General features: G+C 63.0%; 15 protein-coding genes and 1 pseudogene. 5 read left to right on the forward strand and 11 right to left on the reverse strand.

What is annotated here, in order from left to right; genetic code table 11:
• Window positions 1-273: 273 nt before the first annotated feature.
• The 4 genes from NKI31_RS13160 (at window position 274) to NKI31_RS13175 (ending at window position 5,513) form a co-directional block, all read left to right on the forward strand.
• Window positions 274-2,046, forward strand: a complete 1,773-nt coding sequence (locus NKI31_RS13160; protein WP_023672897.1) for a glucan ABC transporter ATP-binding protein/ permease — start codon at window positions 274-276, stop codon at window positions 2,044-2,046.
• Window positions 2,047-2,220: 174 nt separating this feature from the next.
• On the forward strand, window positions 2,221-2,982 hold the full coding sequence (locus NKI31_RS13165) for a heme ABC transporter permease (RefSeq protein ID WP_023715243.1): 762 nt from the start codon (window positions 2,221-2,223) through the stop codon (window positions 2,980-2,982).
• 192 nt (window positions 2,983-3,174) lie between these two features.
• Window positions 3,175-3,846 carry an outer membrane protein gene (locus tag NKI31_RS13170; protein ID WP_023689643.1) on the forward strand — a complete coding sequence of 224 codons (672 nt, stop codon included), beginning with the start codon at window positions 3,175-3,177 and terminating at the stop codon, window positions 3,844-3,846.
• A 35-nt stretch (window positions 3,847-3,881) separates the two neighbouring features.
• The gene (locus NKI31_RS13175; protein ID WP_352651794.1) at window positions 3,882-5,513 is read left to right on the forward strand and encodes a tetratricopeptide repeat-containing sulfotransferase family protein; all 1,632 of its coding nucleotides are present in this window, start codon (window positions 3,882-3,884) and stop codon (window positions 5,511-5,513) included.
• Window positions 5,514-5,560: 47 nt separating this feature from the next.
• Here NKI31_RS13175 and NKI31_RS13180 read toward each other — a convergent pair whose 3' ends face one another.
• From NKI31_RS13180 to NKI31_RS13190, 3 genes and pseudogenes are all read right to left on the reverse strand, one after another.
• Window positions 5,561-5,857, reverse strand: a complete 297-nt coding sequence (locus NKI31_RS13180; RefSeq protein ID WP_352651795.1) for an addiction module antidote protein — start codon at window positions 5,855-5,857, stop codon at window positions 5,561-5,563.
• A pseudogene (locus NKI31_RS13185) lies at window positions 5,850-6,154 on the reverse strand (type II toxin-antitoxin system RelE/ParE family toxin). The gene NKI31_RS13180 and the pseudogene NKI31_RS13185 overlap by 8 nt, the downstream one beginning before the upstream one ends.
• A gap of 69 nt (window positions 6,155-6,223) precedes the next feature.
• Window positions 6,224-7,282 carry a D-TA family PLP-dependent enzyme gene (locus NKI31_RS13190; RefSeq protein ID WP_352651796.1) on the reverse strand — a complete coding sequence of 353 codons (1,059 nt, stop codon included), beginning with the start codon at window positions 7,280-7,282 and terminating at the stop codon, window positions 6,224-6,226.
• A gap of 150 nt (window positions 7,283-7,432) precedes the next feature.
• Between NKI31_RS13190 and NKI31_RS13195 the strand changes: the two genes are divergently transcribed.
• On the forward strand, window positions 7,433-8,119 hold the full coding sequence (locus NKI31_RS13195; RefSeq protein WP_023750474.1) for a D-lyxose/D-mannose family sugar isomerase: 687 nt from the start codon (window positions 7,433-7,435) through the stop codon (window positions 8,117-8,119).
• A 15-nt stretch (window positions 8,120-8,134) separates the two neighbouring features.
• Here NKI31_RS13195 and NKI31_RS13200 read toward each other — a convergent pair whose 3' ends face one another.
• The 8 genes from NKI31_RS13200 to NKI31_RS13235 all read right to left on the reverse strand — a co-directional run bounded on the left by NKI31_RS13200 (window position 8,135) and on the right by NKI31_RS13235 (window position 14,852).
• Complete coding sequence (locus tag NKI31_RS13200) at window positions 8,135-8,311, reverse strand: hypothetical protein (protein WP_352651797.1); 177 nt, start codon at window positions 8,309-8,311, stop codon at window positions 8,135-8,137.
• A gap of 123 nt (window positions 8,312-8,434) precedes the next feature.
• Complete coding sequence (locus tag NKI31_RS13205) at window positions 8,435-8,869, reverse strand: hypothetical protein (RefSeq protein WP_155921574.1); 435 nt, start codon at window positions 8,867-8,869, stop codon at window positions 8,435-8,437.
• 26 nt (window positions 8,870-8,895) lie between these two features.
• Window positions 8,896-9,762, reverse strand: a complete 867-nt coding sequence (locus NKI31_RS13210) for an RDD family protein (protein ID WP_352651798.1) — start codon at window positions 9,760-9,762, stop codon at window positions 8,896-8,898.
• Window positions 9,749-10,768, reverse strand: a complete 1,020-nt coding sequence (locus tag NKI31_RS13215; RefSeq protein ID WP_352651799.1) for a stage II sporulation protein M — start codon at window positions 10,766-10,768, stop codon at window positions 9,749-9,751. The genes NKI31_RS13210 and NKI31_RS13215 overlap by 14 nt, the downstream gene beginning before the upstream one ends.
• The gene (locus tag NKI31_RS13220; protein ID WP_352651800.1) at window positions 10,765-12,075 is read right to left on the reverse strand and encodes a DUF58 domain-containing protein; all 1,311 of its coding nucleotides are present in this window, start codon (window positions 12,073-12,075) and stop codon (window positions 10,765-10,767) included. Before NKI31_RS13220 ends, NKI31_RS13215 begins: the two co-directional genes overlap by 4 nt.
• Window positions 12,072-13,028 (reverse strand): AAA family ATPase, encoded by a 957-nt coding sequence (locus NKI31_RS13225; RefSeq protein WP_023715251.1) that lies wholly within the window; start codon window positions 13,026-13,028, stop codon window positions 12,072-12,074. The genes NKI31_RS13220 and NKI31_RS13225 overlap by 4 nt, the downstream gene beginning before the upstream one ends.
• Window positions 13,015-14,223 carry a hypothetical protein gene (locus tag NKI31_RS13230; protein WP_023715252.1) on the reverse strand — a complete coding sequence of 403 codons (1,209 nt, stop codon included), beginning with the start codon at window positions 14,221-14,223 and terminating at the stop codon, window positions 13,015-13,017. The genes NKI31_RS13225 and NKI31_RS13230 overlap by 14 nt, the downstream gene beginning before the upstream one ends.
• A complete protein-coding gene (locus NKI31_RS13235; RefSeq protein ID WP_023715253.1) occupies window positions 14,220-14,852 on the reverse strand; it encodes a DUF4129 domain-containing protein in 633 nt (210 codons plus the stop codon). Before NKI31_RS13235 ends, NKI31_RS13230 begins: the two co-directional genes overlap by 4 nt.
• Window positions 14,853-14,879 lie beyond the last annotated feature (27 nt).

The following is a 14,879-nucleotide window of genomic DNA, read 5'->3' on the forward strand; positions in this document are numbered from 1 at the left end:
CAGTACGGCGTGCCTTCCCGGATACCGGCGGGCCAAGCGTGCAATGATTAAAAATGTGGCAGCGCTAGATGCTGCCATGATTTTGCCGCAAGACTGACATTTCACCTTTTATCTCAAACCGTTAGGTGATCACGGCAGATTTCGCAACGTCGTCATCTTTTGTTCGCAGAATGGGAACGGAAGAGGTAGACGGGCATTGTTTTGCGACCCGTTAACCGGTACGTGTCAAGAAATGGTGCGGTGCACAATAATGTTTTGGGCGGAGTAGCTGAAGTGTCACTTCTGCAAATCTACTGGAGAGCGCTGGGTTATCTCGCAGCCGACAGGAAGCGCGTTGCGTTTATCTGCGGTGCGAATGTCGCGCTCGCCATTATCGCCATCCTCGAGCCGATCATGTTCGGCCGGGTAATCGACGCCATCTCCGATAAGGGTTCGGTGTTTTCGACGCTGGCGCTGTGGGCCGGTCTCGGCGCCTTTAACATCGTCGCCTTCGTGCTGGTGGCGCGCGGCGCCGACCGTTTTGCCCACAAGCGGCGCAGCGAGGTGCTGTGCCAGTCGTTCGAGCGCGTGATCACCATGCCGCTCGCCTGGCACCACCAGCGCGGCACCTCCAACGCGCTGCACACGCTGCTGCGCGCCGTCGAGACGCTGTTCAGCCTGTGGCTTGAATTCATGCGCCAGCATCTGTCGACGGCGGTTGCGCTGGCTCTGCTGATTCCGACCGCGATAAGCATGGATCTGCGCATGTCGCTGGTGCTAATGGCGCTGGGCGTTCTCTATGTCGGCATCGGCCGGCTTGTGATGAAGCGCACCAAGGCGGGCCAGGCCGCGGTCGAGCGTCACTACCATCAGGTCTTCGCGCATGTGACCGACTCGGTCAGCAATGTCGCCGTGCTGCAGAGCTACAACCGTCTCGGCCACGAGGCCGATACGCTGCGCCGCTATGTCAAGAACCTGCTCGACGCGCAGAACCCGGTGCTCGACTGGTGGGCGATGGCCAATGCGTTGCACCGCCTGTCGTCGACCATATCGATGATGGTTGTGCTTTTGATCGGCGCCTATCTGGTCACCCATGGCCAGCTCAAGATCGGCGACGTCATCGCCTTCACCGGCTTTGCCACGCTGCTGATTGCCCGCCTCGACCAGATGTCGGCTTTCGCCAACCAGATTTCGGAAGCCCGCGCCAAGCTCGAGGACTTCTATCACCTCGAGGATTCGGCCGCCGACTCCGCCGAGCCGGACGGCTTGCGCGACCTCACCAACGTCACCGGCCACGTCCGCTTCGAGAATGTCGGCTTCGAGTTTGCCAATTCGAGGCAGGGCGTCGACGACGTCTCCTTCGAAGTCCAGGCCGGGCAGACGGTTGCCATCGTCGGCCCGACCGGCGCCGGCAAGACGACGCTGATTAACCTCTTGCAGCGCGTCTTCTCGCCGTCTCATGGCCGTATCCTGATCGACGGCATCGACACCCGCACGGTGACCCGCAAGTCGCTGCGTCATTCGATCGCCACCGTCTTCCAGGATGCCGGCCTGCTCAACCGCTCGATCGAGGACAACATCCGCGTAGGTCGTGCCGAGGCGACTTATGACGAGGTTCACGCCGCCGCCAATGCGGCTGCCGCGCAGGATTTCATCCTTGCCAAGAGCGCCGGCTATGACACCGTCGTTGGCGAGCGCGGCGGCCAGCTTTCGGGCGGCGAGCGTCAGCGCATCGCCATTGCTCGCGCCGTGCTCAAGGACGCACCGATCCTGGTGCTCGACGAGGCGACCAGCGCGCTCGATGTCGAGACCGAGGACCGCGTCAAGGAAGCCATCGACGAACTGAGGCGCAACCGCACCACCTTCATCATCGCCCACCGCCTGACCACCGTCCGCGACGCCGACCTGGTCGTGTTCATGGACAAGGGCAAGGTGGTCGAGATGGGCGGCTTCGCCGAACTGTCGCTGCGCAATGGCCGTTTCGCCAGCCTGCTGCGCGCCGGCGGCCTGCTCAACGACGAGGAAGTCCGCCGTCTCAGCCGCACGGTGAATATCGAAGCTGCGTAAGCTTTTTTACCTCCCCCTTGTGGGGAGGTCGGACCCGTAGGGTCCGGGTGGGGGTAGTGCCCCACCACCCCCACCCCGCTGCTTCGCAGCGACCCTCCCCACGAGGGGGAGGGTAAATAAGACTGCGACACTCCCTCGATTGCCCCGAACGCGCCGCCGGTCTATCTAGACCTTATGAGCGATACCTCCTCACGCCTCGCCGGCTGGACCGACCTCGCCAACCCCACGCGCTTTGTCGGGCTGGCCGACAGGCTGGTGCCGTGGCTGGCGTCGATCGCCGCGATCCTGCTCGCCATCGGTCTCTATATGAGCTTTGCCGCGCCTGAGGATTTCCAGCAGGGCATCACGGTGCGCATCATGTATATCCACGTGCCTTTCGCCTGGCTCGCCATGATGTGCTACACGGTGATGGCCGTCGCCGCGCTCGGCACGCTGGTCTGGCGCCATCCCTTGGCCGATGTCGCGCTGAAGTCGGCAGCCCCGATCGGCGCCACCTTCACCGCGCTTGCGCTGGTCACCGGCTCGATCTGGGGCAAGCCGATGTGGGGCACCTGGTGGGTCTGGGACGCGCGTCTGACCTCGGTCTTCATCCTCTTTCTTATGTATCTCGGCATCATCGCGCTGACGCGCGCGCTGGATGACGCCAGCCGCGCCGCCTGGGCTGCCGCCATCATCACGCTGGTCGGCTTCATCAACATCCCGATCATCAAATTCTCGGTCGACTGGTGGAACACGCTGCACCAGCCGGCCTCGGTGTTCCGGCTCGGCGGGCCGACGATCGATCCCAGCCTGCTATGGCCGCTGCTGGTGATGGCGCTCGGCTTCACAGTGCTGTTCTTCGCGCTGCATTTGACGGCGATGCGCACCGAGATCCGCCGCCGGCGGGTCATTGCCATGCGGCGCATCGCGGCGCGGCAGGCAGAGCAACGCGACTAGGCGGTTCTCTTTTCCGGCACTCGAATGACAACCGAAACAGCAGCCTTTGCCTGTCTCCGTCTAAATTAGAATGTGCTGCTATGTTGCTGTATAGCAACGAGGGTTCCTGAAAGAGTGCCCTGACTGCGTCTGCTTATTGACAGCTCCAACCGCAGGCGAGCAAGTAGCTGGAAGGCTACGAGGGAATCGACGATGAAACTGCTTCTACTGGCTGGTGTGTCGACAACGGCATTGGTGCTTGGCTGGAGTTCGGCGTACGCCGCCGACGCGATCGTCGACGTTCCGAGGGCAGAGGATCTCTGGTACGTCACGCTCTTCGGCGGCGCCAGTTTCCCGAACCATGTGAAAACGGACTACAATGGTACTGGGTATTCAGTCGATCTTGATACCGGGTTCGTAATCGGCGGCGCTGTCGGTCGGCGCATCAACGATGTGTTTCGTGTCGAAGGCGAACTGTCCTACGCGCGCTACAAGGCAAGCGAATACAGCTACACGGGCGTCGGCAACTATCCGGCTTCCGGCAATCTGTCGGCCACCTATCTTCTCGCCAACGTCTGGGCCGATGTTGCGCATTTTGGTGATGCCAAACTCTATGTCGGCGGCGGTCTCGGCGCGGCCTATGTTACCGCCGATACTCACTTTGATGGCCACGCCTTTGGATACGGGCCTGGCGGCTGGGGTTTCGCCGGCCAGGTGGGCGCCGGTGTTACCTACGCGGTAACGCAGAATGTCGACCTCGATTTCGGTTACCGCTTTAAGGCCGTGACAAGCGTGGATCTAGACGACAATGATGGCGGCGGCACATACGAGAACGCCAAATTGTACTCCCACAATCTCCAGCTTGGCGTTACCCTGAAGTTCTGATCGGTTCGTCGCAGGCCGCGACCGGGATTTGACGGATGCCGCTCTTGCCACGCCGGCAACCCCTGGGCCTGCCGGCAATGATCCCAGCCTCGCTGCCGACCGCCGGTGAGCCGGCGGAAAAGACATTGCAGCGCGGCATCGACCTGCAACGGCGCAAGCGTTTTCGCGAGGCCGAGTTCTGCTACCAGACGGTGCTTCGCACGCAGCCCAAAAATGCCATGGCGCTGAACCTGATGGGCACTCTGGCCATCGAGGCCGAGCATCATGCCGCCGCCATTGCCTATATGGAAAAAGCGGTCAAGCTCGAACCGGACAACGCCATCTTCCGCAACAATCTCGGCAACGCCTACAATGTCACCGGCAACGTCGACAAGGCGCGCAGACATCTGAGAAAGGCGATCGAGCTCGATGGAGGGCTCATCGAAGCGCTGTGCAATCTCGGCCGCTCCTACCGCAGCCAGCTCGAGGGCGACATTGCCGAAGGGTTCTATCGCCGGGCGCTGGCTATCGACGGCCAGTCGGTGATGGCACTTGCCGGTATGGGTGATTTGCTCACCGACATTGGACGGCCGGCCGAGGCGGTCGAATGCTTCAGCAAGGCCCTTGCCATCGACCCGGGCCATGTCGAAGCGCTGGCCGGAATGGCGCTGGCGCGCCGGGCGGTCAAGGATGATCCGACGCTGCCTCTAATACGGGCTCGTCTGGAATTGCCGACGACCACCGATCGCGAGCGGGTGGTGCTGCACCATGCCGCCGGCAAGATGCTCAACGATCAGCGCGAGTATCGCCCGGCAATCCGCCATTTCGCGAGGGCCAAGGCGATTTCCGGCAATGATTTCGATATCGACCGGCACACCCAGCTTTACGACAGCTTCATCGACACTTTCGACGCCGGCTTCTTCGAGGCGCGAGCCAATTTGGGAAATCCATCCAGACGCCCGGTCTTCATCGTCGGCATGCCACGGTCGGGAACGACGCTGACCGAGCAGATATGCGCCAGTCATCGCGATATCCATGGCGCCGGGGAGTTGTCGACCATTCGTTCACTTGCCGGCGAACTTGGGTTCGACAAGCTCGACCCAGCCATTTTCACCAAGGCCATGGCGGCGCTCACTGCGGCCAAGGCCAAGGAGCTTGGATCGAAATATCTCGACGATCTCAAAAAGCGCAACAACACGGTGCGGCTTGTCGTCGACAAGATGCCGCATAATTTCGAGCTGCTGGCCTTCATCAGCCTGATCTTGCCGAATGCCCGCATCATCCATTGCCGGCGTGACCCGATGGACAATTGCGCGTCCTGTTTCATGCATAATTTTTCCGAGGCGCACGGCTATAATGCCGATCTGACCAAGCTTGGGCAGTATTACCGGCAGTATGACCGCCTGATGCGCCATTGGGCCAAGGTCATCCCGCTGGATATCCACGACATGCCCTACGAAGAAACGGTCGCCGATTTCGAAAATCGCGCCCGCGGATTGATCGGATTCCTCGGCATCGAGTGGGACGATGCCTGCTTGCGTTTCAACGAAACCGAGCGCACGATCCGGACGCCGAGCCGCTGGCAGGTGCGCCAGCCGATCTATTCATCCTCGGTCGAGCGCTGGAAGCTGTATGGCGACGCGCTGGATCCGCTGAAGGCGGCGCTGGGTCCGGTTTATCCGTCCTGATTTCAGTTGGCCCGAACAACCTCGCGCTCGACGCGCGCTGGCGTAGATTAGACCTGAGTTGCACCGTGCTTTGGGGCCAAATGAAAGCCGAATGCTTTCATGACCGCCAGTGTGGTTTCCAGCGTAGGATTACCGTTTTCGCTGAGCGAGGTATAAAGATGCTCGCGAGCCAAGCCGGTCTTTCTGGCAATGTTGCTCATCCCCTTGGCGCGGGCAACGACACCGAGGGCGGCCGCGACGAATTTGGCGTCTCCGGTTTCCATTGCCTCTGCCAGAAACGCCTCGATTGCCGTATCGGAATCGAGCATTTCGGCGGGATCGAAATCATAGATTTTTTCAACCATTGTCGTCACTCCATTCTACGGCCAGGCGCTTTGCTGTCCGTATGTCGGTTTCTTGTGAACTTTTATCCCCGCCGCACAGGAGCAGGATGACCGTTTCACCGCGCTTGTGAAATAAACGCGATAGCCGGGCCCATAGTGAATGCGCAATTCACTGATGCCTTCACCCACTGGGGCCACGTCGCCGGGATTTCCTACAATCAAACGTTGCAGCCGAACGGCAATTGCCGCCTTGGCTCTTCCGTCTTTCAGCTTTTGGTGCCACCTCCGAAAGGTGGCTGTCTGCTTCAGGATTGCCATGGGGACTAGTAAGTTATAAATTACAATTCGTCAATGTCGAAATAGGGCGAGCCTCCAAAACGAAAAGCCTCACCCCATCCGCCCACGCGCTTCCACCTTCAGCGTTTCCAGCACCTTGTCACCGTCGATCAGATGCACCTGGTCGAACAGGTTGGTCACGACGCAGCAATGATCAGGCACCACGCGAACGCGTTCGCCGATGCGCAGGCTCGCGCCATTCGCAAGCGTGACCGTGCCATGTTCCTCGCTCAAGCTGGTGACGCGGGCGCCGGGCATGCCGAGCAGCTCGCCAAAATCGGGGAGCCCCAGCGTGTCGCTGGACAGCGCCTTGCTGCCGCTGTCGAGGATGGCGCGGGCCGGCGTCGGATGGCTGACCACGGTGGCGAGCACCGTCAGCGCACAATCGTCGAGCGTGCCGACGCCTTTGGCGACCTGGTAGCGGTCGAGATAGATGTAGGTGCCGGGGCGGTATTCGGTGACCACGCTGTCCTCGCCGGAGCGCCACATATCCGGCGTGCCGCCGCTGGAGATGCGTTCACAGGCGAGATCCGACGCCGCAAGGGCCTGCTTGGCGCCGGCCAGCCAGGATTCGGCCTCGGCGGCGCGGCCTGCCGCGGGGTAGGTCATCAGTCCGCCGAAGGTGAGCCCCTTGGCCTGGTCGATGATTTTCGCCAAGGCCAACGCCTCGGCGGCGCTCTGCACACCGCAGCGGCCCATGCCGGTGTCGCATTCGACCAGGACGGGCAGGGGGTGCCCGGTATCGGTGAAGGTGGCGGCGAGCCCATCCAGCGTTTCGAGGCTGTCCACGGTCACTGACAGTGTCACACGGCCATGCAGCGCCTTGAGGCGCTCCAGCTTGGCGCGGCCAAGGATGTTGTAGGGCAGGAAAATATCGGTCAGCCCGGCATCGGCCATCACCTCGGCTTCGCCGATCTTCTGGCAGGTGATGCCGACCGCGCCGGCCGCCACCTGCTTCTTCGCCCAATAAGGCAGCTTGTGCGTCTTGATGTGCGGCCTGAGTTTCAGCCCGTGGCGGTCGGCATGCGCCTGCGCTCGTGTGATGTTGGCTTCGGCGCGGGCTGCGTCGATGAGGATCGCCGGCGTGTCGAGGTCGTCTATGCCTTGCATGAAATATCACCCTGGGAAATCTGGCTGACTTATGGCCCCTATCCGCACGGATGTCATGGGGCCAGCACGCAGTTTGCGTCGACACCGCAGCGCTGTTCGGCTATGCGCTTCAGATAACTCCAGGGAACGCGACGCGAAGGGATCACGATCATGAAACGCTCCACCGTCAACGACATCATCCGCGATGCAGACGCCTTCATCCGCTCGTTCGGCTACATCATGCCGCCCTTCGCCTACTGGAGCCCGGAAGAGATGAAGGCGCGCAAGGCCGACTCCGCCGCCATTTTCACCTCGCGGCTCGGTTGGGACATCACCGATTACGGCCAGGAAAAATTCGACGAACTCGGCCTGTTCCTGTTCACCGTTCGCAACGGCGTCTATGCCGACATGAAGAAGGGCATGGGCATGCTTTATGCCGAGAAGATCATGATCTCGCGCAAGGATCAGCTGTCGCCGATGCACCGCCACAACATCAAGGCCGAGGACATCATCAACCGCGGCGGCGGCAAGCTCGTGCTGGAACTGTTCATGCACGATCGCGACGGCGGCATCGATCCGAAGGCCGAAGTGACGGTGCCGGTCGACGGCACCATCCACAGGCTGCCGGCAGGCGGGCTCCTGAAGCTCGACCCGGGCCAGAGCGTGACGCTGCTGCCCGGCGTCTGGCACGCCTTCTGGGCCGAGGGCAAGGATGTGCTGATCGGCGAGGTCTCGACCGTCAATGACGATCTCACCGACAACGTCTTCCGCGAGCCGATCGGCCGCTTCTCCAACATCCACGAGGACGTTGCGCCGGTGCACCTGCTGGTGTCCGACTATGAAAAGTGGGTGGGGTAGGCGGCCTCGCCGCTTTTACTTCGTTTGATTGAGAAGTGCGCCCAGCCCGCGCACTTCGGCGATCAGGCGAGGCATGTCCTGCCGCGCCGCAGCCATGAAATCCTGGTCTTCGGCCGTGGCGCTGGCCATTTCGATATCGTCGCCGCGATCCGCGCCTTCGTCGGTTTGAATGAAATTCGATCTGCTCAGCAAATCCCGACCCTCGACCCATGATTTCCATGGGCCGGGCTGAGCTGCGGCAGCACGCGCGCCTCCATTTCCTGGAGTTCGAGCTCGGATGGAGAGGTGTTCATGGTGACCGATTACTCGACGCTGTTAACGACAAAGCGAAATGCACTCTCGAACAGCACGCCCGAGATCCTCTGGCGTATCTGTTGAAGACAAGATCGTGTCCAGCGGCACGGCACTCTCTCTGTTGACTTTGGCATAGGGGGTAAGTGTGAATTTGTCGTCCCTTCCCTGGTCGACCGACATCTGACGGGATTTCCGAAGGAGGGAGTTGTACGACTTGAAGCCGAACCGCGAAGCCGAGCTGTCAAGAAGAACCGTGTGTACGATGTCGTCGGGCACATCGCTGGCATAAGCACCAAGCGCGTTGAGTGTTGCTAGACCGATCTCTTTGTCGGAGACCGAAGGTAGCTCGCCAATCAAAATGACGGGACCTGCGAACTTCTCCCAGCCGTCGCGGGTGGTAGCCATCGGAATTGCAAACACACTTTTATCAACTATGTTCAGGAAGCAATGTCTCATGTATCGACTCCCATCTGAGGCACAGCTCACCGCTGATACTTATCCGCCTTGCGGTTGCCCAACAGCAGCTTGCGTTCGAGCTGTGCCCGCAGCTCTCCGTAATAGGCGGTGAGGAAGGCCCTGGAATCGACGGCATCGACCATCATGCCGATCTTGCGCCCGATCGTCTCGGCCACCGCTTTCAGCGCGAAATAGTCGTCGCGGCGCAGCACCTCTTCCAGCTTGTGCAGTTCGGCGATGCCATAGGCATCGAGCTGCGCCTGGGTGAAGCGGAAGGCGCGGGTGGTGGTGTCCTTGCGTTGCGACAGGTCTTCGACCAGCGCCAGTTTCGGCGCCTCGACCACCCAGGTTCCGGCCAACAGGTCGCCGATGCGCATGCGGTCGCGGTTGAACAGCGGGAAGAGCGCAAACAACAGCGTCCACACCATTCCGAAGATCGTCGACAGCGTGTCGGCGAGCCCCATCTCGCTGCGGCCAAGGATGATCGACAGCGGCAGGAATATCTCGATCTCGCGCATCAGATTGCGGGCAATGACCTGATCGATCGACAGGCCGGCGCCGCTGCGCGACGCCACCCGGATGCCGAGCATCCGTTTGCCGGGCGTGGCGGCACGGCGGCCGGCTTCGAAGACGATGAAATAGGCGTTGCGCAGGAAGAAGATCAGGATGATCCAGACGATGAACAGCGGCTGCGCGCCTTCGCCTTTGAGGCCGGCCAGCCCGAACAGTGCAATGATCGAGATCACGATCGCCGTGACGATGATGATGACAAAGTCGAGCAGGAAGGCGGCGGCGCGGGTGCCGGCATCGGCGAGCTTTATCCGGAGATCGACGCCTTCGGGCGTGATCAGCGGCCGTATCGTCGAGACGGCAGCACGCCTAGCGGTCGCCATGCCGCACCACCCTGAACAAATAGAAATAACAGAGCCACAGCGTCAGCATGCCGCCGCCAATGGCATAGCGTGTGACGTCGCTGGTGATCACCTGCCTGCCGATGCCTTCGAGCAGGCCGGCGAACAGAAGCATGATCGTCACCCCGACCATGGTGGTTGCTGCCACGCGCCCGGCATCGGCTGCGGCCGTCATCCGCGTCAGTTCACCGGGGAAGGCGATACGCGTGCCGATACGCATGCCGGCGGCGCCCGCCAAGGCGATCGCGAAGATCTCGGTGGTGCCGTGGATGGACAGCCATCCGCCCAGCTCGATGCCAAGCCCCTTGGCGACGTAGATTTGGAACATCGCGCCGAGCAGGCAGCCATTCATCAGGATCAGGAGCACGCTCGGCACCGCGAAGGCAAAGCCGAGCGCAAAGGCCAGGATCGCCACCTGGACATTGTGCGTGAACAGATAGGCGGCGAAGCCCGACAGGAAATTGCTGTCGGCGCCGTCATAAAGCACCTGCCGCAGCACTTCCGCCGATGCATCCGGGTTGCGCCCGCCGGCCAGGCTCGGCGGAATGATGGCGTCGAACCAGCCCTTGTCTTTGGCCACCAGCCAGTAGCCGGCGCCGGCGCCGACAAAGGTCAGGACTACCGACAGCAAGGTCTCGCGCCACAAATCGCGAATGGCATGCGGCCAGTCATGCAGGAAGAAGTCGCCGATGCGCTGCCGCAAGCCGCGACGTGCGCCATAGAGGTAGAAGTAGCCGCGCAGGCACAGCGCTTCGAGATAGCTGACCAGCGCATTGTCGAGCGAGGTCGCCCGCGCCACCGAAAGCGAGGACAGCGCCGAGCGGTAGAGCAATGGCAGCGACAGCAGTTCGTCTTCCGATAGCGTGCGTGGCGCACGTTTCTCGACCCGGGCAAGCAGCGCCTCGAACGCCTTCCAGTCGGCCTCGCGCTCCGAACGGAAGCTCGCCAGCGACTGGCGCACCGCATCCTTGCCGACCAGCGCGTTCACAACAGATCCTCTCGCTTGAGCTCGAGATAGCGCTCGACCAGTGCCGGCCCGAGCCTCTGATGGTCGGCTTCGATGACATGCGCGCCGAGCAGCCTGAGCCTGCCGATGACGACCTGCCTTTCGCGCAGCAGCCCGCCGGCGACGACGGAGCGCGCCACATCCTCCGGCGTGTCCGGCGGCATGTCGGCCAGTGTCTCCAGCTCGACATCCTTCATCATCATGAACAGCACCAGATGCCGTTCGGTGAGCCGGCCTACGGTGCGCAGCATCAGTTCGGCGCTGATCGGATCGACAAAATCGGTGAAGATGATCACCAGCGAGCGCCGGTCGAGCCGCGCCGCCAGCGTCGTCAGCGCCAGGGTGAAATTGGTCTCTTCGGTAGAATAGTCGATCTCCGCCGCCCGCTTCTGGATCATGGCGAAGCTGGCCGAGCCGCGCACGGCGCCGCTGGAAACGCGCGGTCGCGCGTCGAAGCCGAACAGGCTGACCATGTCGCCGCCCTTCAGCGCAATGAACGCCGACAGCAAAGCGGCGGTGACGGCGCGGTCGACCTTCGGCACGCCGTCGACGGGCTCGCACATCAAGCGGCCGCTATCGATGGCCAGCACGATGTTGTTGTTCTCCTCGATGCGGAATTCGCGCGCCAGAAGCCTGCCGTGGCGGGCGCTGCGCTTCCAGTCGATCATGCGCCGGCCCATGCCGGGCTGGTAATCCTTGAGCGCCTCGAATTCGCGGCCCTGGCCGGCTCGGCGCTGCGCATGGCCGTCGGGCAGCGCCTGTCGCTGCAAAAGCGTGATCGCCTCGTCGCGGGCGCTGCTGACGTCGGGCAGCACCGCCACCTTGCTGTCCATCGGCAGCACCACCTGGTTCCAGACCAGCCCGAACGGCCCGGGCCAGCGCACCCACAAGCGGTCGAACCTGGCAATGCCGCGCCGCAGCGCCTGAAATCTGAGATCGAGCGATGCGCTGCCGGCCTCGGCGGTCGATGCGCCGCCGGTGCCGCCCAGCGGTTGCAGCCGCTCGTCATGGCCAAGACGCGCCTGCACGGCGCGCGGCCGTCCGCCGAGCCTGGCGGTGACATTGACGGTGAGCTGGCCGCCGACGCTGACCTGCGGCGGGGCGTGGATGCTGGCGTTCAGAGAAGCCCGTCCGCGCCCGGCGGCCGCGTCCACGGCCAGGAAAGCAAGCAGCGCGCAGATCCACAACAGGCCGAGATACCACAGCGACGGCAGCGCGAGCGCGATCAGGAAGGCCGGTATTGCACCGGCCGCACCTGCCCAGACTGCCCGGCCGCTCGGATAAATCAACGTGGCGCTTCCGTCTGGTCTACAAGGTCGGTCACGATCTGTTCGACCAGGCGGCCGTCGATCTGCGCCGCCGGCGACAGGATAACGCGATGGCGCAGCGCCGGCACGGCAAGCGCCTTGACGTCGTCGGGGATGACATAGGCACGCCCGTCGAGCGCTGCCCGGGCCCGTGCAGCTCTCGCCAGCATGGCGCCCGCGCGCGGGCTGGCGCCGACCTCGAGGTCGGGGCTTTCGCGCGTGGCCCGCACCAGCCTGGCGATATAGTCGACGACATCATCGACCAGCGTAACCTCGCCGACGGTCGCCAACGCCTTTTCCAGCGTCTTGCGGTCGGCCTGGGCCTTGATGCCGTACTGCTTGATGTCGTGCGAGGCGGTGCCGCCGCCATGGTGGATGATGATCGCCTTTTCCTCTTCCGGGCCGGGGTAGCTCACCCGGTGCTTGAACAGGAAACGGTCGAGTTGGGCCTCGGGCAGGGGATAGACGCCCTGATGCTCGATCGGGTTCTGCGTCGCCACCACCATGAAGTTCGGGCCGAGCGCATGGGTGGTGCCGTCGAAGGTGACGGCATGTTCCTGCATCGCCTCCAAAAGGGCGGCCTGGGTCTTGGGCGGCGTGCGGTTGATTTCGTCGGCGAGCAAAAGGTCGCAAAAGATCGGGCCGCGCGTCAGCGTGAATTGCCCGGTCTGGAAATTGTAGATGTTGGAACCGACGATATCGCCGGGCATCAGGTCGGGTGTGAACTGGATGCGGCCATAGGCGACGCCCAGCGCCTGGGCAAAGCAGCGCGCCGTCATCGTCTTGGCCGTGCCCGGCGGTCCTTCGAGCAATATATGCCCGCCGGCGAACAATGCCGTGAGCATCAGATCGACCGTATCGTGTTGCCCGGTGATGGCCTTGGCCACCTCTTCCCTGATCTGTGTCGCCAGGGCCTTCACATCATCGACGTTCACCGAGCCTCCTTGCCGTCCAGTCGTGCAGCTTTTCGGCTGCATCATGCATTTGTGTCAGGGTCTTTGCCGCGTTCGCAGCTTGCAGGCGGGTCGTGAACCCGCCGGCTTCGTCCTTGTCGCGGGAATCGAGCCAGCGGTCGAGCGCTTCGCCCTGCAAACCGTGCGGCGCGCCGAGCAGCGCGCCGGCGCGCACGCGTGCCAGTGCTCCATAGCGGTCGCCCAGTTCCTCCAGCCGGCCGGCGCGGCGCAACAGCATCGCCGTGGTATCGACCAGCGCGCGCTTGCCGAAGGCGATGGCGCGCTGATCGGCCCGTGGCGGCCCGAACCGGCCAAGGCCATGCAGGAAGGCAAGTGCCGCCGCCGCCAGGATGGTCAGCGTCAGCGCCAGGAAGGGCGGCTCGACCAGAAGCTTGGCGAGATCGTATTTTCGCCCGACGCCATGCAGCGTCAGGTCGAACATGACGGCACCCTCTTCGGGCTGGAGGAGCTCGATCAGCTTGAGCGCCGCCGCCGCCTTGTCGGGATCTTTCAAGCCAGCGTTGTTGATGAGATCGGGGTCCGTCAGAATGTAGAACCGCTCGTCTTCGACCTCGGTCAGCACGGCCTTGCCGTTGCCGGCGGCAATCAGCGGGTGTTCGTCGGCCACCCATTGCAACTGGCCGGGAACGCTGACCATTTGCCCTGAGACGTCGAGTTGCTTGACCGTGGTCTCACCTTCGCCGAGCTTGGCCTTGGCGATGCGGCCGAGCCAGTCGTTGACCACCACATCCGGCAGCCGCTGGATCTTCATCTCCCAGCCTTCGTGCAAGGCCAGCGGCAAGGTCGCCCATTTGGGCAGCACGAACAGCGTATCCAGGCCCTTGCGAAGCTTGATGATGTTGGCAAGCGCATCCGGGTCGCTGTCGGGCGAAATGGTGACGATCAGGAGGTTCGTGTCGATCTGAAGATCGCTGTCGGACCGCGCCATGTCGGGCGCTTCGCCGGTCAGCTCCAGCCATTGCGCCAGACCGGCATAGCCGATGCCGCTCTTCGACAGCGGCGTTGCGCCACCGACGCTCGGCTGGCGAAAGTCGGGCGCATAGGTGGACAACAGGAAGAAGCCTGCGGCCGCGAGCAGGCTGGCGAAAATGCCCCAGAACAGCGTCCTGCGGCTGAACGGTTCCTGCTGGGCGATGTCGGCTGTCGCGTCACTCACGTCCAGGCATCCCTGAAGACGAATCGCTCATAGGCGCTGCGCGCCTCCTGCCAGCCCTCGGGCCCGACCGGCCGGCGCGCGAACAGAGCGGCCTCGACGATGCGCGCGATCTGGGTAAAGGCGCCACGCGCCCGCGTTGGCAGCGACGCCGCTCCCGCGATATCGCGCGCGGTCAGCGACGGGCGCAGAAAGTCGGGCAGGCGGCCGGCAATGTCGGCAACGCTGCGGCGCAGCAGGAGATGCACCGCCTCGTCATACTCGCCCCGGGCGGCGAGCGCATCGGCTTCCGACAACAGGATCTGCGCGGCGCCAACGTCGGGGTGCCATATCGCTTCCGCCTCGGTCACGCTCTTTTTGCGCCACCAGGGCAGGCGCCAGGCGACGCCTTTCACTTCAAGGACAATTAGCAGCAGAATGATCGCGGCACCTGTGATCACCGCGCCCCAGAACAGGTAGATCATGTACGGGCCGAGCGATTTCAGGAACTCGCCCAGCGGTCTCATCCACTCGGGTGTCTCGGGTGGTCTGTAGGCCGGCAGGTCGAACTGGATCGAATCGTCTGACAGCAACTGCTTGTGCAGTTTGGCCAGCCATTCGGCTTGCGCAGCGTCCGGCTGTGCAGCAGTCACCTTTTCGCCCCCCCTGCAACCTGCGGT

The sequence above is a fragment of the Mesorhizobium sp. M0659 genome, assembly GCF_040320605.1.
GTDB lineage: Bacteria > Pseudomonadota > Alphaproteobacteria > Rhizobiales > Rhizobiaceae > Mesorhizobium.